The sequence below is a fragment of the Leeuwenhoekiella sp. NPDC079379 genome (assembly GCF_044542075.1).
Taxonomy (GTDB): domain Bacteria; phylum Bacteroidota; class Bacteroidia; order Flavobacteriales; family Flavobacteriaceae; genus Leeuwenhoekiella.
On record NZ_JBITTU010000012.1, the window covers coordinates 19,866 to 38,189 of the forward strand.

The 18,324-nt window shown below is 36.9% G+C and carries 22 protein-coding genes and 1 pseudogene; 17 read left to right on the forward strand and 6 right to left on the reverse strand.

What is annotated here, in order from left to right; all coding sequences use genetic code 11:
- The first annotated feature begins 326 nt into the window (after positions 1–326).
- Both ACIGAM_RS16950 and ACIGAM_RS16955 read left to right on the forward strand, forming a co-directional pair.
- The gene (locus ACIGAM_RS16950; RefSeq protein WP_396512663.1) at positions 327–911 is read left to right on the forward strand and encodes a hypothetical protein; all 585 of its coding nucleotides are present in this window, start codon (positions 327–329) and stop codon (positions 909–911) included.
- Between the two features lie 167 nt (positions 912–1,078).
- Entirely contained in the window at positions 1,079–2,053 is a 975-nt protein-coding gene (locus ACIGAM_RS16955; RefSeq protein ID WP_396512664.1) for a hypothetical protein, read from the forward strand.
- A gap of 98 nt (positions 2,054–2,151) precedes the next feature.
- On the opposite strand, the gene ACIGAM_RS16960 is transcribed toward ACIGAM_RS16955, so the two are convergent.
- On the reverse strand, positions 2,152–3,759 hold the full coding sequence (locus tag ACIGAM_RS16960; protein WP_396512665.1) for an IS1182 family transposase: 1,608 nt from the start codon (positions 3,757–3,759) through the stop codon (positions 2,152–2,154).
- A gap of 106 nt (positions 3,760–3,865) precedes the next feature.
- Between ACIGAM_RS16960 and ACIGAM_RS16965 the strand changes: the two genes are divergently transcribed.
- The 4 genes from ACIGAM_RS16965 (at position 3,866) to ACIGAM_RS16980 (ending at position 7,157) form a co-directional block, all read left to right on the forward strand.
- On the forward strand, positions 3,866–4,810 hold the full coding sequence (locus tag ACIGAM_RS16965) for a hypothetical protein (protein WP_396512666.1): 945 nt from the start codon (positions 3,866–3,868) through the stop codon (positions 4,808–4,810).
- 189 nt (positions 4,811–4,999) lie between these two features.
- Complete coding sequence (locus tag ACIGAM_RS16970; protein ID WP_396512717.1) at positions 5,000–5,323, forward strand: integrase core domain-containing protein; 324 nt, start codon at positions 5,000–5,002, stop codon at positions 5,321–5,323.
- Positions 5,324–5,480: 157 nt separating this feature from the next.
- Positions 5,481–6,218 carry an SDR family oxidoreductase gene (locus ACIGAM_RS16975; protein ID WP_396512667.1) on the forward strand — a complete coding sequence of 246 codons (738 nt, stop codon included), beginning with the start codon at positions 5,481–5,483 and terminating at the stop codon, positions 6,216–6,218.
- Between the two features lie 72 nt (positions 6,219–6,290).
- Positions 6,291–7,157 carry a helix-turn-helix domain-containing protein gene (locus ACIGAM_RS16980; protein WP_396512668.1) on the forward strand — a complete coding sequence of 289 codons (867 nt, stop codon included), beginning with the start codon at positions 6,291–6,293 and terminating at the stop codon, positions 7,155–7,157.
- A gap of 102 nt (positions 7,158–7,259) precedes the next feature.
- On the opposite strand, the gene ACIGAM_RS16985 is transcribed toward ACIGAM_RS16980, so the two are convergent.
- The 4 genes and pseudogenes from ACIGAM_RS16985 to ACIGAM_RS17000 form a co-directional block, all read right to left on the reverse strand.
- Positions 7,260–7,541, reverse strand: coding sequence for a transposase (locus ACIGAM_RS16985; protein ID WP_396512669.1), 282 nt, complete (start codon positions 7,539–7,541; stop codon positions 7,260–7,262).
- A 54-nt stretch (positions 7,542–7,595) separates the two neighbouring features.
- Positions 7,596–8,336, reverse strand: coding sequence for a transposase (locus ACIGAM_RS16990; protein ID WP_396512718.1), 741 nt, complete (start codon positions 8,334–8,336; stop codon positions 7,596–7,598).
- Positions 8,337–8,552: 216 nt separating this feature from the next.
- A pseudogene (locus ACIGAM_RS16995) lies at positions 8,553–8,693 on the reverse strand (transposase); the annotation flags it as partial.
- Between the two features lie 566 nt (positions 8,694–9,259).
- Complete coding sequence (locus tag ACIGAM_RS17000) at positions 9,260–9,673, reverse strand: winged helix-turn-helix transcriptional regulator (RefSeq protein WP_396512670.1); 414 nt, start codon at positions 9,671–9,673, stop codon at positions 9,260–9,262.
- Between the two features lie 116 nt (positions 9,674–9,789).
- Between ACIGAM_RS17000 and ACIGAM_RS17005 the strand changes: the two genes are divergently transcribed.
- From ACIGAM_RS17005 to ACIGAM_RS17050, 10 genes are all read left to right on the forward strand, one after another.
- Positions 9,790–10,251: a VOC family protein gene (locus ACIGAM_RS17005; protein WP_396512671.1), complete on the forward strand. Its 462-nt coding sequence runs from the start codon at positions 9,790–9,792 to the stop codon at positions 10,249–10,251.
- Positions 10,252–10,838: 587 nt separating this feature from the next.
- A complete protein-coding gene (locus tag ACIGAM_RS17010; protein WP_396512672.1) occupies positions 10,839–11,402 on the forward strand; it encodes a Crp/Fnr family transcriptional regulator in 564 nt (187 codons plus the stop codon).
- A 122-nt stretch (positions 11,403–11,524) separates the two neighbouring features.
- Entirely contained in the window at positions 11,525–12,400 is an 876-nt protein-coding gene (locus ACIGAM_RS17015; protein ID WP_396512673.1) for an alpha/beta fold hydrolase, read from the forward strand.
- An 11-nt stretch (positions 12,401–12,411) separates the two neighbouring features.
- A complete protein-coding gene (locus ACIGAM_RS17020; RefSeq protein ID WP_396512674.1) occupies positions 12,412–12,570 on the forward strand; it encodes a hypothetical protein in 159 nt (52 codons plus the stop codon).
- Positions 12,571–12,656: 86 nt separating this feature from the next.
- Entirely contained in the window at positions 12,657–12,917 is a 261-nt protein-coding gene (locus ACIGAM_RS17025; protein WP_396512675.1) for an NmrA family NAD(P)-binding protein, read from the forward strand.
- A gap of 461 nt (positions 12,918–13,378) precedes the next feature.
- On the forward strand, positions 13,379–14,200 hold the full coding sequence (locus tag ACIGAM_RS17030; protein ID WP_396512676.1) for an RteC domain-containing protein: 822 nt from the start codon (positions 13,379–13,381) through the stop codon (positions 14,198–14,200).
- A gap of 255 nt (positions 14,201–14,455) precedes the next feature.
- Positions 14,456–14,737, forward strand: coding sequence for a helix-turn-helix domain-containing protein (locus ACIGAM_RS17035; protein WP_396512677.1), 282 nt, complete (start codon positions 14,456–14,458; stop codon positions 14,735–14,737).
- 164 nt (positions 14,738–14,901) lie between these two features.
- The gene (locus ACIGAM_RS17040; RefSeq protein ID WP_396512678.1) at positions 14,902–15,414 is read left to right on the forward strand and encodes a hypothetical protein; all 513 of its coding nucleotides are present in this window, start codon (positions 14,902–14,904) and stop codon (positions 15,412–15,414) included.
- Positions 15,398–16,060 carry an ATPase gene (locus ACIGAM_RS17045; protein ID WP_396512679.1) on the forward strand — a complete coding sequence of 221 codons (663 nt, stop codon included), beginning with the start codon at positions 15,398–15,400 and terminating at the stop codon, positions 16,058–16,060. Before ACIGAM_RS17040 ends, ACIGAM_RS17045 begins: the two co-directional genes overlap by 17 nt.
- Position 16,061: 1 nt before the next feature.
- Complete coding sequence (locus ACIGAM_RS17050) at positions 16,062–17,195, forward strand: hypothetical protein (protein WP_396512680.1); 1,134 nt, start codon at positions 16,062–16,064, stop codon at positions 17,193–17,195.
- 39 nt (positions 17,196–17,234) lie between these two features.
- Here the strand turns inward: ACIGAM_RS17050 and ACIGAM_RS17055 are convergent, their stop codons facing one another.
- A complete protein-coding gene (locus tag ACIGAM_RS17055) occupies positions 17,235–17,858 on the reverse strand; it encodes an N-acetylmuramoyl-L-alanine amidase (RefSeq protein WP_396512681.1) in 624 nt (207 codons plus the stop codon).
- 172 nt (positions 17,859–18,030) lie between these two features.
- On the opposite strand from ACIGAM_RS17055, the gene ACIGAM_RS17060 reads away from it, so the two are divergent.
- The gene (locus ACIGAM_RS17060) at positions 18,031–18,318 is read left to right on the forward strand and encodes a hypothetical protein (RefSeq protein WP_396512682.1); all 288 of its coding nucleotides are present in this window, start codon (positions 18,031–18,033) and stop codon (positions 18,316–18,318) included.
- The last annotated feature ends 6 nt before the right edge of the window (positions 18,319–18,324 follow it).

The following is an 18,324-nucleotide window of genomic DNA, read 5'->3' on the forward strand; positions in this document are numbered from 1 at the left end:
GAGAAAATCCAGGTTCAGCGCATCCTTTAAACACCGGTAGAAATTTGTGGCCGGCACCCGTTCACTCAACCGAAAACTGTTGAATAACTGCTCTTGATATACTTTTTTTCCCTGCATACCATGAAATTACAACACTTCTCTAAATTAATTATAAACCCTATGTTAGCTTTTTGCTAACTTGTGCAACAGGCACAATGTATAACCGCAATTACGGCGGATTCGACTACGTCCGAATCCACTCGGAATTGCTAACGTCTGTGCTAAACCGAATATTAACGCATATTAACCCGTAACTGACGGTTATACGAGACCGTTAGCCATACATTTTGAAAAAAATCTTACTCATATCAATAATCCTTTTAATAATCAGTTGTCAAGGAAAGACAACCGAAATTCGATTTTATCCAACATATCCGATTTCACCACAAGATTCGATTGAAAGAATGGACTTGGACAAATCAAATATGGATTTTAAAAATATTACCAATTGGATTAGCAAAAATCAATACCACGATACAAGGTCAATTATAGAATTTAAAGATGGTCGGATTTTAAAAAAAATAATACCTTACGTTCGTGGTAACGGATTAATCAAAGAACGAAGTATTTTAAGTATTACATCCGATTCAATCCTCATTGATGATGGATATCCAATAAGCGCACTAAAATGGGTGCTCAAACGACACTATACAAACAATGGCAAAAATTTTCGTTATCCTGATTCCCCAGAACAGGCTGGTGTCGAAATTACCTTAGACACCAACAAAACTGCATACGACTTAAAAAAAAGTTTAATAAATCTAACACGAATATTTGACGAGGTTAATAGCGAAGTAAAAGACACACTTCAGTTAAGGTTTATTTTCGATTATTTTAAGCAAATTCCACCTCCACCTCCACCGCCAAACTAATCAAATTCAAAGCGTGGACTAAAAAAACGTATGGCAACACCGTATAAAATTAATTGCTAGTACAAGTCTACTTACGAAAATCCTCGCGGATTTTCTATTCGGTTTGTATTTGCTAAATTAGGTGCTTAAACACGCCACTAATCTTATACAATCACGTTGCCCACAATATGAAAAAAACTTTGAGACAGACATTAACACTTGGTTTTATATTAATTGGAATTGCTGTTTACGGACAAAAATTTAATTTTGATATTCACAATACAACACTAAGTGAATATCTTGAAATGGAGCGGAATTTAGGAAGTGAACAAATTCCGAATATCCGAAATCACGTTTCTGCTGATAATGCGCAACCGATAAAATTTAAGCGTGAACAAAAGATTATTTCCGATTTAGTTGCACATTATTATTTCAAGAAAAAAGACAGTACAATGTCGTATATCCTTTATGAATGGGACGAGAGTTTATTGACTTTGAAAGCAAATACGAATGACAAAAAATCAAAGAAATATCAAAAGGCTCTTATTCGTAAATTCAACGAATTAGAGAAAATGATTGTGGATACTTATGGAGAACCTGTTTCGGAAGGCGATTTATCTGACTTAAGAATTGCCAACGATGATATAAAAGGCGGATTGAAAAAAAATGTAAAATGGTTTCCAAATGACAGTACGGAAATTGAAATGTACGCTAATATTTCAAATTACTATGAAAAGCGTGGAATGGTTACAACTTCCCCAACTCATAGAATTCGACTTTACGTAAGAAACACAAAAAAGGAAGAACGAATTACGCCTGAATTAACTGAAGAACGCCTTGATAGTTTAAATAAAATTTCTAGAAAATTTATTGCCTCGTTAAATGATAAGAGTTTTACCAACTCAAAAAGTTACTTATCGGTAATTATAATTGACCAAGTGACGGACGAACAACTCAAAGCACTAATATCTGGAATTGATTTTGACAGAGAACTTGAATTGGTATACAGCGGAATTCAAATGGCTATGAACGGTAAAGCGTTCGCAATGCTTCAATATAAATATAATGACGACCAAAACAGTCCACCAAAAGAAATGATTAAGGTAATTTTCGATGATAAAAACAAGATTGTAGGAATACAACCAATGAAAATGCAAAACTGACGAAAAAATACTGTGGGCAACAACGGTAACCGTTGCACAAGCCTTTAATTCTTAGAAAATATCACTTATTTAAACCGCTCTTAAGCGGTTTTCTAGTTTTATATCGTTTGTAAATTAGCAGAATGAAGCCTCTTTAAAATGGACTTATACTCTTGATTTAACGTCATTGTGAACTTTAAAAACAAAACGAGCATCCCTGCCCCACTTTTGGTGCGTTTTTCAATAAACTTCAGGTATTTTTTGAGGTTATAGGCGATGGCCGAGAGCTGCATGCATTTGTTAGCCTGTTTTAATCCAATAGTATTTACTTTTCTTAGCCCCATAAACTGAGTTAAGGTTCCAAAGACAGGTTCTACCGTGCTTTGCCGCTTACCTTTCATATACCTGCCCTGTGGGCTTTCTACACGGGCGATGTTGCGCTGGTATTCTGCTCTGTAATAGGTCACGCTAAATTTCTTTTCCTGAGCACTTTTGCCCAGGCAACTCCTGCGTATTGGGCAATCAATACACACGTGCTTGCGGGCACGGTATTCTTTCTTTCGGGTTCCCGTTCTATAATCGTTGAACTCTTTGGTAAACGGGATTATCTTGCCCTGTGGGCACAGGTAATGATCTTCGTTTTCAACGTAGGTAAAATTGTCTGGACCGCCTTTAAACGTTCCGTGTGCAGGTATAAAACTCTTGATTCCCTGACGCTCTAAAAATGCGTAGTTCTCTCCGGAGCTATAACCCGTATCGGCTACACAATTCTCCCACACCAAACCCTGCTGCCACAAGCGTCGCTTTAACCGTTTTACAATATCGGGCAGTTGCTGGTTATCTTTTCCATCTGCGTGGTAGGCTCTGATGTCTGTAATCACATGATGACCCGTATCTACACTAAGCTGACTTAAGTAATTGAGCTTTCTGGCCTTACTTATGTCATCCTCTCGCTTTTGCTCGTCGGTGACAGGGACACTGATGCGTGCATCAGGATCGGTAGGACTATAGTGGGTTTTGTTGCTGGTGTATTTGCTGCCTTTATTTCCTGCTCCCGGACGCTGATCCTGATCTTTGCTCCAGCGCTTGTTACGGGTAGTAATAGCATTCAGTTCCTGCTCATTGGCAGTTATGCCGCGCTGGTTTTTATCTGATTTATCGCCTTTACTCTTACGAAACGGCTGCTCTTTGTCCATCGCGCTGATGTGGCGAATCTTGCACAGGTGAGATTCTAACTCCTCTTCAGGTACTTTAAGTTCTAGAGTGTCCATCGAAGCATTGGCTTTTACCGGTGCGCTGTCGATAGCTTGAGTATGCCCACTCACCATTCCGGCTTCTACACAAAGGCTGAATACTTTTGTAAAAACCGATTCAAAGACATCTTCAGGAAACAACTGTCGCGTTCGACTGATGGTAGAATGCCAGGGCAATTCTTCATCAATATCGTAACCTATAAAATATAGGATGTCAAGCCGCATACTGCAATGTTCAATAAGCTTGCGGTCACTTATAATGTTCTCTAAATAGCCCACTAAGCAGAGCTTAAAAAACACAACAGGATCTATACTCTTTTGACCACTGCTGCCGTAAAAGTCACGGGTAAGTTCATAGAGAAAATCCAGGTTCAGCGCATCCTTTAAACGCCGGTAGAAATTTGTGGAGGGTACGCGCTCACTCAACCGAAAACTATTGAACAACTGCTCTTGATATACTTTTTTTCCTTGCATACCATGAAATTACAACACTTCTCTAAATTAATTATAAACCCTATGTTAGCTTTTTGCTAACTTGTGCAACAGGCACAATGTATAACCGTTGGCAATAATCTAAAAAATGAATCACACTCTAAGAATAACATTTCTAATATTTGTTTTAATATTTAATTCTTGTGGATATCAGAAAACAGAAGAAGATAGACATCCTGAAATCCCTATTTTTCCTAAGCATACAAACAATAAAATTTCCATAAAGGAATTTCCTTTTTATTTAACAAATATTAAATACAACCAAAAAAATGTATTCGCAAATAATGAAAATGGTGATTGGATAATTTTAGATAGAAAATTTAATAAAATTAAACAGTTAAATAAACCTTCTGCTTATGTGCATAGTTATATTAGTAAAGATGGAAATATTTACTTTTTAAAACCAAAAGAAAAAACTGAATTAAATGAAGTTTATAAATTCTCCATTCAAGACAATTTCAAAAAAGAGAAAATAGTAAATTTAATTCTAAAATCTAGAGAAGGCGTCTCAATTAGAGATTCGTTAAATTTAGTTTATAAAAATCAAACTAATAAATATATAGATAGTTTAACTTCTGATATTTATCAAAAAGAAGAAAAATTAATATCTGAAAAAATTAAAAAATTAAACTCAAATTTGATTTCGATTTTTCCATTAGTGAATGAAGTAAGTGTTTTAAAATATGAAAACAAAGAATTCGCTTTATATACAAGATATGACCACACAAATGAATTTAAAGATGTATTAGAAAAAACACAGCTGAATGAATTAAAACCTATATGGAATTTAGAAAAAAGTCCAAAATCATTTGGAAAAGTTACTTTAGGAAATTCATTCTCTGGAAATCATTATGTAGGCGGTTATACTCCTTATGGCTATAATTACGTAGAACTTTCATTAAATAACGAAACAACAAAGTTTAAAGCAAAAAATTCGAACAATGGAAATGGTGTAAATATTTTATATAAGAGCAAAGACACAATTATCATTAATGATTTTGAAAGACTATACTACATAACATTAAAAAAATAACTATTGCCAATCGAGTAGGCGGCCGTGAGCGGTAAGCCCACGGTGCACCTCTCACACCACCGTACGTACGGGTCTCGTATACGGCGGTTCGTTAAATCAAAACTTTACTTTAAGGTAATACTCCTGCATACTCTCAAAACCTCGTTTTCTTAAACGTTTTTGGGTGATCGTAGTCCTAAGTATTGGGCTTTGAGCTACTGCCCATCCTGCAACCCTACCTATACTATCTTTGCGGAGAGAAGCGGGATCAGCATCAGTATGACTCAGCAATACAACCCCTATGAGAATGCCGTAGCCGAACTAATAAACGGAATATTAAAACAGGAATTTGGATTGGGTAAAACAATGGTGAGTCTAAAACTGGCTCATAAAATGGATAAAAAAGCAGTCAAAATCTACAATTCAAAACGAATGCACTACAGCCTGGAATTTAAAACTCCAGACTTTGCTCACAGTAATCAAAATCATAATTACAGACAGTACAGAAAAATACCGATATTAGTAATTCAATAAAAACAAATAGTAAACCGGCAACTGGTCAACCTATTTCAGTATAAGACAGAAACTCACCTGCCGCCCCAGAACAATTTGACTACAACGAATACCAATCCGACTACTTTTTACGAAACGACAATTAAGAACTTTGCAACATACTTAAAACAAGAAAAATATGCAGAATCTTAAAGAAAAAGTAATTGCTATCACAGGCGCAAGTAGCGGAATTGGAAAATCCATTGCCACAAAGCTGGCTGCCGAAGGGGCAAAAGTAGTTCTTGCTGCGCGTCGTGAAGAAAGATTAAAGGAGGTTGTAGAAAATATTATTGAAAGTGACGGAGAAGCAAGTTATGTTATTGCCGATGTCAAAAATAAGGCAGACTTGGATAAATTGGTTGAAAAAGCCGTAGCTGAATATAGAAGACTGGATGTAATAGTTAATAATGCAGGGATTAGTCAGTTAAGCCAAATTGATGAACTGGATGTGGAAGGCTGGGAGCAAATGATCAATGTGAACCTGAAAGGTATTTTATATGGAATGGCCGCCGCAATTCCCGTGTTTAAAAAACAAGAATCCGGACACATCGTAAATATCATTTCTACGGCAGGGCTTAAAATAATCCCAACAATGGGTGTTTATGCCGGAACCAAAAATGCTGTAAGGACCATTTCTGAGGCTTTTAGGCAAGAGTCTGATGGAACTATAAGAATCACAGGAATTTCCCCAGGCTTCGTGAATACCGATTTTGCTGAAAATATTAAAAACGACCAAATGCGAACAGCTATTCTAAAAAGTCGAGATGAAATTGCCATAAGTCCCGATGCGATTGCAGATGCTGTAATCTATGCTATTAGTCAGCCGAAAGAAGTAGAGATTGGGGATATTGTGATTAGACCAGCAGTTCAAAACTAATAATTAGTTACCTTTAAAGTTATGGGAGCGAGTAATTCAGAAATAAAACATTTTAAAAGCATATCTGCATTAATGCGCTATTTAGGATTGCCCGCCCCACAACATCCACTGTTTACATTAGTAGATTATAAAAAAACACCGCAACTGGAAATAAACAGCGAACAAAAATTATGTATTGATTTTTATAAAGTCTCTTTTAAAAATACTTTCAGCGGAAAAATAAAATATGGTCAGGACTATTATGATTTTGACGAAGGTGGACTGGCGTTTTTAAAACCCAGTCAAATTGTAAAACCTTATGGAAATTTGGAAAGTTATGAAGGCTACGCTTTATATTTTCATCCTGATTTCATTCGCAAATTTCCGTTGTGCAGTAATATTAAATCTTATGGCTTTTTCTCATATAATGTTTCTGAGGCACTTTTTTTATCGTCCAAAGAAAAAGTTATTGTCGAGCAATTATTCCAAACCATAAACGCTGAATCCAGAGAAAACATTGATCCATTTAGTCAGGAGGTTTTGGTATCACAATTGGCTTTGTTGTTAAGTTATAGCAAGCGTTTTTATAATCGCCAATTTATTACCCGAAAAGAAGTAAACCACGAAATTATAAGTTCGCTGGATCAAATTTTAGAGGAGTATTTTCAGGATAAAAACGGATTGGAAAAAGGTTTACCTTCAGTAACTTTTATTAGCAACAAACTCGGTCTATCACAACGCTATTTGAGTGATTTGTTACGCTCGCTTAAAGGATTAAACACACAACAATATATTCAGAATACAATCATAGAAAAAGCAAAAGAAAAACTATCTACATCCAATCTGTCGGTAAGCGAAATAGCTTATGAATTGGGTTTTGAGCATTCGCAATCATTTAGCAAATTTTTCAAGACAAAGACAGATATTTCACCTTTGAAATTTAGACAATCCTTTAACTGACAATAAGAAAAACCCAGCACACAACAATGGTAACCGTTGCACAAGCCTTTAATTTTTAGAAAATATCACTTATTTAAACCACTTTTAAGCGGTTTTCTAGTTTTATATCGTTTGTAAATTAGCAGAATGAAGTCTCTTTAAAATGGACTTATACTCTTGATTTAACGTCATCGTGAACCTTAAAAACAAGCCGAGCATCCCTGCCCCACTTTTGGTGCGTTTTTCAATAAACTTCAGGTATTTTTTGAGGTTGTAGGCGATGGCGGAGAGCTGTATACACTTGTTAGCCTGTTTTAATCCAATAGTATTTACTTTTCTTAGCCCCATATACTGAGTTAAGGTTCCAAAGACAGGTTCTACCGTGCTTTGCCGCTTACCTTTCATATACCTGCCCTGAGTGCTTTCTACCCGGGCGATGTTGCGCTGGTATTCTGCTCTCTAATAAGTCACGCTAAACTTCTTTTCCTGTGCACTTTTGCCCAGACAGCTGCTACGTATGGGGCAATCAATACACACGTGCTTGCGGGCACGGTATTCTTTCTTTCGGGTTCCCGTTCTATAATCGTTGAACTCCTTGGTAAACGGGATGATCTTGTCCTGTGGACACAGGTAATGATCTTCTTTCTCAACATATTTAAAGCCATCGGGACCGCCTTTAAACGTTCCGCGAGCAGGTATAAAACTCTTTAAGCCCTGTGCTTCTAAAAAGGGATAGTTCTCGCCACTACTATAACCCGTATCGGCTACACAATTCTCCCACACCAAACCCTGCTGCCACAAGCGACGCTTTAACCGTTTTACAATATCAGGCAGTTGCTGGTTATCTTTTCCATCTGCGTGGTACGCTCTGATGTCGGTAATCACGTGATGACCCGTATCTACACTAAGCTGACTTAGGTAATTGAGCTTTCTGGCCTTACTTATGTCATTCTCTCGCTTTTGCTCGTCGGTGACAGGGACACTGATGCGTGCATCAGGATCGGTAGGACTATAGTGCGTTTTATTGCTGGTGTATTTACTTCCCTTATTTCCTGCTCCCGGACGATGGTCCTGATCTTTGCTCCAGCGCTTGTTGCGGGTGCTAATGGCCTGAAGTTCGTTTTCAGTAGCAGTTATACTGCGCTCGTTTTTATCTGATTTATCGCCTTTACTTTTACGAAAAGGCTGCTCTTTGTCCATCGCGCTGATGTGGCGAACCTTGCGCAGGTGAGATTCTAACTCCTCTTCAGGTACTTTAAGTTCTAGAGTGTCCATCGAAGCATTGGCTTTTACCGGTGCGCTGTCGATAGCTTGAGTATGCCCACTCACCATTCCGGCTTCTACACAAAGGCTGAATACTTTTGTAAAAACCGATTCAAACACATCTTCGGGGAACAACTGTCGCGTTCGACTGATGGTAAAATGCCAGGGTAATTCTTCATCGATGTCATAGCCTATAAAATACAAGATATCCAGACGCATACTGCAATGATCTATTAACTTCCGGTCGCTAATGATGTTTTCTAAATAGCCCACTAAGCACAGTTTAAAAAACACAACAGGATCTATGCTCTTTTAACCACTGCTGCCGTAAAAGTCACGGGTAAGTTCATAGAGAAAATCCAGGTTCAGCGCATCCTTTAAACGCCGGTAGAAATTTGTGGAGGGTACGCGCTCACTCAACCGAAAACTATTGAACAACTGCTCCTAATATACTTTTTTTCCATGCATACCATGAAATTACAACACTTCTCTAAATTAATTATAAACCCTATGTTAGCTTTTTGCTAACTTGTGCAACAGGCACACCGTATAAAATTAATGGCTAGTTTTAGCCTACTTGGAAAATTCCTGCGGAATTTTCTCTGGCAAGTATCTATTTACTAAATTAGTTGACTAAACACGCCACTAATCTTATACATCAACGTTGTAAAACATTATGCAAACAAGAAAAAAACTGTTAATTTCCTGAGCTAGTTTAAAAAAGAAAAAGCTTTAAGAAGTGGATGACCATTGATAAATTTAACTAAAAAATAATCAATAACTTCTTTTAAAGTTAGTCAGAGTTTGGATAAAATCATCATTTTATAATAAAGCTTTTTATTCCAAACAATAGAGAACTATTAATCCATCAAATGTTCACCCTCTAATTTCTCTCTGGTCGATTGAATTAACATCTCTCTTTCAGTATTAATTTTAGCTAAAAAAACATTATTAACGTCGCTTTTATTATCGTATTGCCCACTCCAACAAACCATATCTAGCATAATTGGGAGCATATTAATTCCTTTTTTTGTGAGGCTGTATTTAATTCTTGACTTTTTAATTTTATCTTTTCCTTTACTTATAATACCTACTTCCTCCAAGTGTTTCAATCGGTCTCCTAAAACACTCGTAGAAATCTTTTCTCCAGATTCTAAAAATTCATTATAGTGTCTTTTCCCATTAAACATTAAATCTCTGATAATTAATAAAGACCACCTATCTCCAAAGTGTTCCAAAGAGTAGTTTATTGGACAGTGTGATTTCATTTTCATTCTTCAAATATAATAAACTCATTTTAACTTCGAAATTAAAAGTTAATAGTGTTTTAACTTGCTTTTTCAAAGTTAAAGTCTAATTTTGTGACGAAAACAAAATATAAAAATTAAAGATGGAGAATAGCACAAAATCAAAAGAAGGATTAGATACACTAGCATTTTATAATATTGCGTTTGTAGTCTCTAACATTGAAGAATCAATGAAATGGTATAGCAATATTTTAGGGTTCAAATTATTAACAAAACAATCCATTCCGGCTCCGGAAGGAAAAATTGAAATGGCTTTTATGGAAGGAGCAGGTATGAAAATTGAAATGATTGAAAACTCAAATAATCAATCAATTGAGTTAATTAGAAAAGATGCAACAACTGATGCAGCGCCTACGGTAATTGGTTCAAAGGCATTAGTATTTTATGTTGAGGATTTAGGGGTGACAACGAACGAACTTGAACAAAAAGGAGTCAAGTTTCTATGGAAAGAACGATATTTAGCTGAGGACAGTCTTTATTGTACTATGATCTTAGATATTGACGATAATCGTATTAATATCTTCCAAAAAAACACCGTTATATAAGTTAAGCTGGGATAGTAATTATCAATAAAACTATCCCAGAATGGTAAATTCCAATACACGGAAAATACGAATACGTTTTACAACAAAGAACTGAGGTAAAAAACAACTCTTTTCTATATTAAATTTGAGACATAAGTATCCTTTGCTAAAATCTGTAACTACAGATCTTAACTGTTTCACTTATTTCATCTTGGAGCTATCCTTTATGTAGAACAGACACATAATTTTCATCGTTGGGTAATCCTGATTTAGCAATGGCATAGGTCTGTTTTACAAGCTTATTGAATACTGCATTCAATAATCATTATTTACTCGTGTCTTTCTCTCTTTCATACCACAATCGTCGGAGTCAATTGGCTAAAATCCATTCATATATTACCCTACAGCCCTAGTTGTTTTTACAAGAATTAAATGCAGATAAAAATAAAAGATTTCTGAGTACTTGTTACCAATGCTTTCAGTAATTAAATATAATGAGATAGCTTCGCAACTAAAATAATTATAAGAATTATCGGATAGTTTAATCAATGTTCTTTAGGGATAAAAATCCCATTTCAAATTATTAAGTTTAGATATAAGAAATACTAATGGAGGTGTTTTCACATTTTATAAAATCCCGAGTTCATATTAGCGAAGCCGAACTTAATTTAGTGCTCTCAAAGTTTAAAAACACAACCGTTAAAAAAGGGGCGCTTGTATTGAGAGAAGGACAAATTGCCAATCAATACTTTTTTATAAAATCGGGTGGCTTACGACTTCATTACGGTTCATTTGAGGAACAACATACGTCATGGGTATTTTTTGAAAATGACTTTTTTACCGAGATATCGAGTTTACACGCTCAGGTCCCTTCCCGTTTCAATATTGAAGCGATAGAACATACAGAACTTTTGGTAATCGGTAAAGTTGAAATGGATCAACTCTACAAGATGCTTTCGGTATGGCAGGAGTTCGGAAGAAAAATTTGGGAAGAAATTTGTATCAGACAAGTAGATCAAAACCTGAATTACCAAACCTTATCAGCCAAACAGATCTACCTCGAACTACTCAAAAATTCTGATTTTGTAAAAAAAATACCTGTCAAACAGTTAGCCTCTATCCTGGGTATAACCCCTAATGCACTGAGCAGAATCCGCAAAGAAATCAAGTAGTTCATTACCTACCATTTGGTAGTTTTTACAGGATTTTACCGCTATACATTTGTAAAAATTTAAAATTACAAATGATGAATATTCAAAATCAATATGCGGATACTGAGCTTATAAAAAATTGGATGGGCTTTGTCAACAACTATGCTACCGTAAACGGGATTAAACTCCACTATGTCGTGGGTGGTGAGGGAGAACCGCTAATTTGCCTACCCGGATGGCCCCAAACCTGGTATTCTTACCACCCTATTGCTCAGAAACTCTCACAATCATTTCAGGTGTTTGTCGTAGACATTAGAGGAATGGGCAGCTCTGAGAAGCCTGAATTGGGTTATGATAAAAAATCAATGGCAGCCGATATTTTTGCATTGGTTAAGCATCTAGGTTTAGGTAAAGTAAATCTAATGGGGCATGACATAGGCGGAATGGTAGCCATGAGTTATGCTTTTAACTATCCTGAATTTTGTGATAAACTTATCGTATTAGATGGTGCACATCCAGGCGAGGGAATGCTGCACATGCCACTCATCCCGGCCGAAGGTACTTTTGCGGGTAAGATGGATGCAAACATGCCTTACCCCTGGTGGATGGCGTTTAATCAGGTTAAGGCCTTACCCGAAAAATTATTGAAAGGACGTTTTCAAATCCTGCTTGATTACCTTTTTGAATACGTGATGATCGATGAAACGAAAATGAGTTCATTTGAGCGTGAAATTTATGCTGCCGTTTATAACGATCCCGAGAGCATTAGAGCATCTAATGCCTGGTATCAGACTTTTGCAAAAGATATAGACGATTCCAAATCCTATCAGCAACTGGAAATGCCCGTATTAGGCATTGGCAGTTATGTAAGCTATACTTATATGAAGATGGCTTTACCTTACGTAGCAAACGATTTAAAAGTTATAGGAATTCTGGATAGCGGCCATTATATGTACGAGGAACAGCCGGAGCAGGTTATTCAAGCGGTGGTAAACTTCTTAACTGAACATAAAAAATAAGGAGATATATTATGAAAAAATCAATTTTAGTAGCAGGTCCTACCGGTAATTTAGGAATGAGAATATGCCGAAAATTGTTAAACAAAGAGGCCATCATGACTGCTATAGTACGTCCCACGTCCAACCCTCAAAAAATAGAAGTACTTTCTAAAATGGGTGTACTTATTTAAAAGGTAGACCTCAATAATACCGAAGAAATAGCCGATGCGTGCGAAGGGAACGATCTGGTTGTTTCCGCTTTGGCAGGCCTGGAGATGTGATTGTTGATTTACAAAAAAGAATTTTAGAGGCTGCCCTAAAAGCAAAAGTGAAGCGATTCATTCCTTCCGATTTTTGTACCGATTACACGGATTTATTACCGGGCGAAAACCGGAACTTTGATCTAGTAAGCGTATTCAGATCTTATTTAGATAGCACTTCCATACAGGCATCTTCTGTGTTTAACGGTGCTTTCGCAGATATACTACAATTCAATACTCCGGTGTTAAACTTAGCGGAACGTAGCATTGGAGATTAGGGGGAGAAAGCCGACTGGAAATTGGACTTCACCACCGCGGATAATACAGCGGCATTTACTGTAAACGTAGCAATGGACGATGATGCTCCCAGATATGTAGATTATAAGTTTTCAAATCAGACTGAATGAGCTAAGGGTCTTTGTAAAAGAATGAACAGTTAAAATTTATAAACTTTGACAGCTATCACGTATGTAAACTTATTAGAAAAAATTGAATAAAATTAAAATCTTATATTTCCATAAGCAAATATAAACTCTTAACTAAATTTTATATTTAGTTAGCAAGCAGGCTGACTGTAGGGGGTTGGCCTGTTTTTTTTTTATTTACCCCTTTTGGCGATTCAATTTTATAAATATCGACTCCTTAAATCTTCATTTTTATAAATCGCCACATCCTTGATTCTTAAAACCTATTAAATTCCATCAAATCCTATTAATTTCTAGTTTTAAAAGGGCTAGTTATGGAATGGGACAAACATCTAGAAGAATTTAAGAAAAAATTAAAAAAGCTTCAAAAGCAATACGCCTATCAGAAGGAACTTAACCAAATCTGTTTATCCTATGTTTCCGAATTTTTCAATCAATTAGAGCAGGACTTTAAAAGTAGACCTGATCTGGAGGAAGCAGAAGAGATCTGCTTTTTTAAACATATAAAGCCCGTTGCTTTGGGTTATCATCTGTATTATCGATACCTTATTCAATTGGAACACGAAAAGCCGGTAAATACCCTTAAAACTCAAAAACGATATTACAAAGAGCTTTTGGATACACAGCATCAGTTTAAACTGCGTCATATAGGATTTGCTTATTATTTAAAATCAAAACAGACCCACTTGGACCACATCTACTTTTTGCGTCAGCAACCCCTCCCCTTTGATCCAGATGATCTGAGTACGCATCTCAATAGATATTACAACACATCCCGCGATTATTTAACTGCAAAATTACGCAGCAATGATTTAATTTCTGATTACCTCAGCGCCAGGCTTGATAAAGTAACCCATACCTCTACTTCTTATTCTGACTCCCCACATCTAGACTGGAGCGGTTCAAGAACCGATCTTATAGAACTTATTTATGCCCTGTACCACAGTAAGGTCATTCACAAGGGCAAAGCTGATATCATCGAAATAGCCCGGGCACTGGGAAGTTTTTTTAAGATAGATCCCGGTGATGTGTATAAGACCTTTGCTGAAATTAAATCCCGCAAGAAAAGCCGAACCAAATTTCTGGACGAATTGGCCACGAATCTACAGTTGGCTATGGATCGCGAAGACTTCTAAATACCCCGCTCCGGTTTACCCCCGGAAAAATAAATTAGGTCCTTCAAAGTACCCTCTATTTATAGAATTATCCTCAAATCAATCTTTAATTGGTTGATTTTGGTAATTGTTAAATTTTGACCGGGGCTCCGGTTTCCTAGGGAACAATCCTGCACAAATCCCCCCAAATTCGTAGAACGAAAGTCAAACCTTGATTGGGACTATCAATCAAAATGAATTAATCCTGGTAGTCCCTTTTTTTAAAAACGTTCTACTATGCCAGCTACTATTGTAACCTCAGATGATCTTAGGGAATTCAAACTCGAATTACTCGATGCTATTAAAAACTTACTATCCGAACAGTCGAAAGGAACACTTAAAAAATACCTCAAATCTTCAGAGGTGATGAATTTACTTCAAGTAAGTCCGGGTACCTTACAAAACCTAAGAGTTAATGGAACCCTACCCTATACCAAAGTTGGAGGAATCATTTACTACGATGCTGAGGAAATTCAAGCTGTACTAACAGCCAATCGTGTTGAGCACCATACTGATTAAAACATATGAATTACATAAGACACCTCAATGCGGTCTTCCAGCAATTTTCGATGGATTCCAGATTGAACCCCACTCATATAAGCCTTTACGTAGCCTTATTTCAGTATTGGAACATCAACCGCTTTCGTGAAGTGTTTTTTATCAATCGTGAAGACGTCATGTCTATGGCTAAAATAGGATCAAAAGCAACCTATCACCGTTGCCTAAAACAATTGCATCATTGGAAATACATTTTCTATTTGCCTTCCCATAATCCTTATAAGGGCAGCCAGATAAAGATGCTCAAATTCAGTACAAGTACTGATATGACTTCTGAGCCAAGTACTGGCACAAGTGATGAACAAGTTTTGGGACAAGCATTAGTACCTAATACAAACAGTAAAAAACAAAGAGAAAACTATAGTAAACCTAAGCTACCCAAAAATGAAAATGAGGTTTTAGATTTTTTTAAAAACAAACATTGGTCACTGCTTGAGGGAAGTAAATTTTTTAATCATTATACCTCGATTGGATGGAAGATAGGAGGCAAAATAAATATTGTGGATTGGAAGGCATCAGCCGAAAAGTGGATGCTTAAAGCCGATGAAATAAAAAAAGAACAAAAAGTGACTGAAGTGTCTCAAAACCGGGACAACCTCAAAACCATTAACACTAAAAATTATGGACAACCCCTCTAAAATTATTGAAGATGGCGTGGAATACTCGCTTGGGACGTTTGATGGGCACAAAGTGTACTACGATTTTGAAAAAGTTTTGATCTATCTAAGTGCAAAAGGCAAACTGCTTTTTGGTAATAAATTCAAGATTTATGAAGAAGACACCCAAACCATTCTGAGCCTTTGCCATTACTTCATCAAAGACAAAGAAAACTGCAGGAAAAACGGAATTGATCCGGATAAAGGAGTCTTGCTTTCGGGTCCCATAGGTTGTGGTAAAACCAGCCTAATGAAGCTATTAAAATACCTGGTTCCCTTGCAGCCGCCCTATTTAATCGCCCCTTGTCGCAACGTTGTATTTGGTTTTAACCATTTGGGTTATAAAACCATCGAGGATTTTGGTGATAATGGCGCTGTGTGCTTTGACGATCTGGGTGTTGAACCTTTAGGTAGTCACTACGGTAGGGATTGTAACGTGATGGGCGAAGTGTTACTGTCTCGTTATGAGCTTTACTTAAAAACAAAATCAAAGATAAAAACCCACGCCACAACAAATCTAAATGCCGAGGAGCTTGAAGAACGTTACGGAAGCAGGGTGCGCAGCAGAATGCGGGAACTCTTTAACCTAATCCCTTTTGATAAAAACACAAACGATAAACGCAAATAACATGAAACTAGCCACCTTTAATATTCAAAACCTATTTCACAGAGATCGAAGCGCGATCCAAAAATCGTACAGTAAATGCGTTTCAGATTGGGTTGCCGAACTGGATTCGTTAATCAGAAAAAAAGATTATAGCCATAGTGATACCAACCGTATGCGCGAACTCTCCTTCTTACTCGGTTTTGATAAATCGTACCAAACCCCTTATGCTGTGATGCGCAAAAGAGCAGGCTTTTTATTTTTAAAAGGAATGGATTATTCTAAAGAATTACAATCCTGCGAATTAACAGACTGGAACGGGTGGGTTGCCCTACAAACCATTCCCATTGGTTCAGTAGCGATCAAGAATAAGGCTCGAGTTATCGCAGAAGTTAATCCTGACATTCTTTTGCTCCAGGAAATTGAAGACAAAGCTTCTTTGTCCGAATTTAATACCCAAGTACTGCCCGAATTCAATTGTAAACCCTTTGATGAATTGTTTGTTATTCAGGGGAATGATAAGACCGGAAAGGAGACGGGAATACTGACTAAAAATGGCTATAAAATCCTGTGTGTAAAAAGCCATCAATATGACAGAGATTCTAACGGGGAATTGCTTTTTCAAAATGACTTCTTAGAATATGAAATTCAAACCCCTGCAAAAAATAAAATCTATCTATTAGTGGTGCATTTGCAAGGCGACGCTAAAGACAAAGAGTTTGCAGACCTAAAACGTAAAAAGCAAGCGCAACTCGTAGCTGAAGTCTATAACGTGCTCCGTTCAGAAGGAAAAAAAGATGTTGCTATTCTAGGAACGCTCAACGCACCTTCCTATTGTCACTCCCTGGCTCCCCTTTTGGTAGATACCGACTTAAAAGACATCACCAAACACAGTCGCTTTAATGTGGATGTAGACAAAGGAACAGATGCCGCCTATTTTAGTTTAGGAGCTTATCGCTTGGGCGTTAATATAAGACAAAAAGACTATCTCCTGCTCTCTCCTAATTTATTCTCTAAAGCTACCCAAGGAGGGCTTAACCGCAAGGCTATTTGGCCTGAGAAAAAACCGATGTGGTCAACCTATTCAACAATGCAAAATGCTAATGAGGCTGCTAGTGAGCATCCGGTCGTGTGGGCTCGGATAAATAATACGCTCTAAAAACTTAAGAAAAAAGCTCTGATTATTTTACCTAATAATTCATAAACTATTAAAAATTGACCGTGCAACAAAACTCACGTTTTCTAATGTTTTTAAGTAATTCGTTTCATCCCAATTACTCAAAAACCCCAACTCCAACAATACCGTCGTGCAATAATCTACCGTCTCGCGAAGTACCTGAAAATTCGCAAATTTCACTCCTCTACTCTTATAACCAATTTGCTCCCTGAGCCCTTTCTGAAGTTGATACCCCAGAAAAATAGATTGCCTAATATGCTTACCATTATTTGCCACATATACTTCTATACCCCGGGCATTGGGGTTACTGGAGTGATTGCAGTGCAACGAAATAAAAATATTAGCCCGAAGCTTCTTTGCCAGTGCTCCCCTATCCTTTAATGAAATCAGTGTATCCGTATAGCGAGTTAAGTAGATCTCATAGGTATCGCTGAATAGTTTTTTATTGAGCTTTACCAGTTCCTTCGCGATATTGAGCACTACATCCTTCTCTTGAATTCCGTTAACTCCTAATGCTCCAGAGTCACTCCCTCCGTGGCCGGGGTCAATAACAATTATGGTCTTATTAGAACTGCTCAACTGACCATAACTAAATACTGGAACTACTAAAAGCAGAAAGAACATCACCTCTTTTAATCGTTTCATATTCTTCTATTTGAATACAAATTTTTCAAAGAAACCAGACATTAAATACGAATAGTCTAAGGTTTAACAGGACTTCTCGTTAAAGTTTAGGGATTTTCTGCCTGCTGCTTGTTTTCCCAATAGATTTCGCAAAACATTTTTACTAACCGTAGTAAACGCAAAATCTATTCTTATGAAAAAATTTATTCTACTAGCACTCGCAATGCTCCTGATCACCGTACCAGGCTTTGCGCAAATCGGAGGAATCGAAGATTCTGTTGATGATGTATCCAGTACCATCCGCACCGTATTCCCTATCATACTGGGGGTTATTTTTTTAGTCGGTTTCCTGTTCAATGCCGGGCATTTTTTTGGAGAAAATGCAGATCTCAAAAAGGGTATCACCCGCGTACTCGTTTTTGTTTTGATTGCAGGCGCGGTTGTGGGAATCTTCACCTACCTCATTGGTATTGTAGTCTAAGTCGCT

Coding starts and splice junctions, on each gene's coding strand:
- ACIGAM_RS17050 (WP_396512680.1), top strand. CDS start 16,062: ATGAAACTAGCCACCTTTAATATTCAAAACCTATTTCACAGAGATCGA.
- ACIGAM_RS16980 (WP_396512668.1), top strand. CDS start 6,291: ATGCGCTATTTAGGATTGCCCGCCCCACAACATCCACTGTTTACATTA.
- ACIGAM_RS16965 (WP_396512666.1), top strand. CDS start 3,866: ATGAATCACACTCTAAGAATAACATTTCTAATATTTGTTTTAATATTT.
- ACIGAM_RS17015 (WP_396512673.1), top strand. CDS start 11,525: ATGGGCTTTGTCAACAACTATGCTACCGTAAACGGGATTAAACTCCAC.
- ACIGAM_RS16955 (WP_396512664.1), top strand. CDS start 1,079: ATGAAAAAAACTTTGAGACAGACATTAACACTTGGTTTTATATTAATT.
- ACIGAM_RS16985 (WP_396512669.1), bottom strand. CDS start 7,541: ATGAAAGGTAAGCGGCAAAGCACGGTAGAACCTGTCTTTGGAACCTTA.
- ACIGAM_RS17030 (WP_396512676.1), top strand. CDS start 13,379: ATGGAATGGGACAAACATCTAGAAGAATTTAAGAAAAAATTAAAAAAG.
- ACIGAM_RS17005 (WP_396512671.1), top strand. CDS start 9,790: ATGGAGAATAGCACAAAATCAAAAGAAGGATTAGATACACTAGCATTT.
- ACIGAM_RS17060 (WP_396512682.1), top strand. CDS start 18,031: ATGAAAAAATTTATTCTACTAGCACTCGCAATGCTCCTGATCACCGTA.
- ACIGAM_RS16960 (WP_396512665.1), bottom strand. CDS start 3,759: ATGCAAGGAAAAAAAGTATATCAAGAGCAGTTGTTCAATAGTTTTCGG.
- ACIGAM_RS17020 (WP_396512674.1), top strand. CDS start 12,412: ATGAAAAAATCAATTTTAGTAGCAGGTCCTACCGGTAATTTAGGAATG.
- ACIGAM_RS17055 (WP_396512681.1), bottom strand. CDS start 17,858: ATGAAACGATTAAAAGAGGTGATGTTCTTTCTGCTTTTAGTAGTTCCA.
- ACIGAM_RS17000 (WP_396512670.1), bottom strand. CDS start 9,673: ATGAAAATGAAATCACACTGTCCAATAAACTACTCTTTGGAACACTTT.
- ACIGAM_RS16990 (WP_396512718.1), bottom strand. CDS start 8,336: ATGGACAAAGAGCAGCCTTTTCGTAAAAGTAAAGGCGATAAATCAGAT.
- ACIGAM_RS17045 (WP_396512679.1), top strand. CDS start 15,398: ATGGACAACCCCTCTAAAATTATTGAAGATGGCGTGGAATACTCGCTT.
- ACIGAM_RS16975 (WP_396512667.1), top strand. CDS start 5,481: ATGCAGAATCTTAAAGAAAAAGTAATTGCTATCACAGGCGCAAGTAGC.
- ACIGAM_RS17040 (WP_396512678.1), top strand. CDS start 14,902: ATGGCTAAAATAGGATCAAAAGCAACCTATCACCGTTGCCTAAAACAA.
- ACIGAM_RS17035 (WP_396512677.1), top strand. CDS start 14,456: ATGCCAGCTACTATTGTAACCTCAGATGATCTTAGGGAATTCAAACTC.
- ACIGAM_RS17010 (WP_396512672.1), top strand. CDS start 10,839: ATGGAGGTGTTTTCACATTTTATAAAATCCCGAGTTCATATTAGCGAA.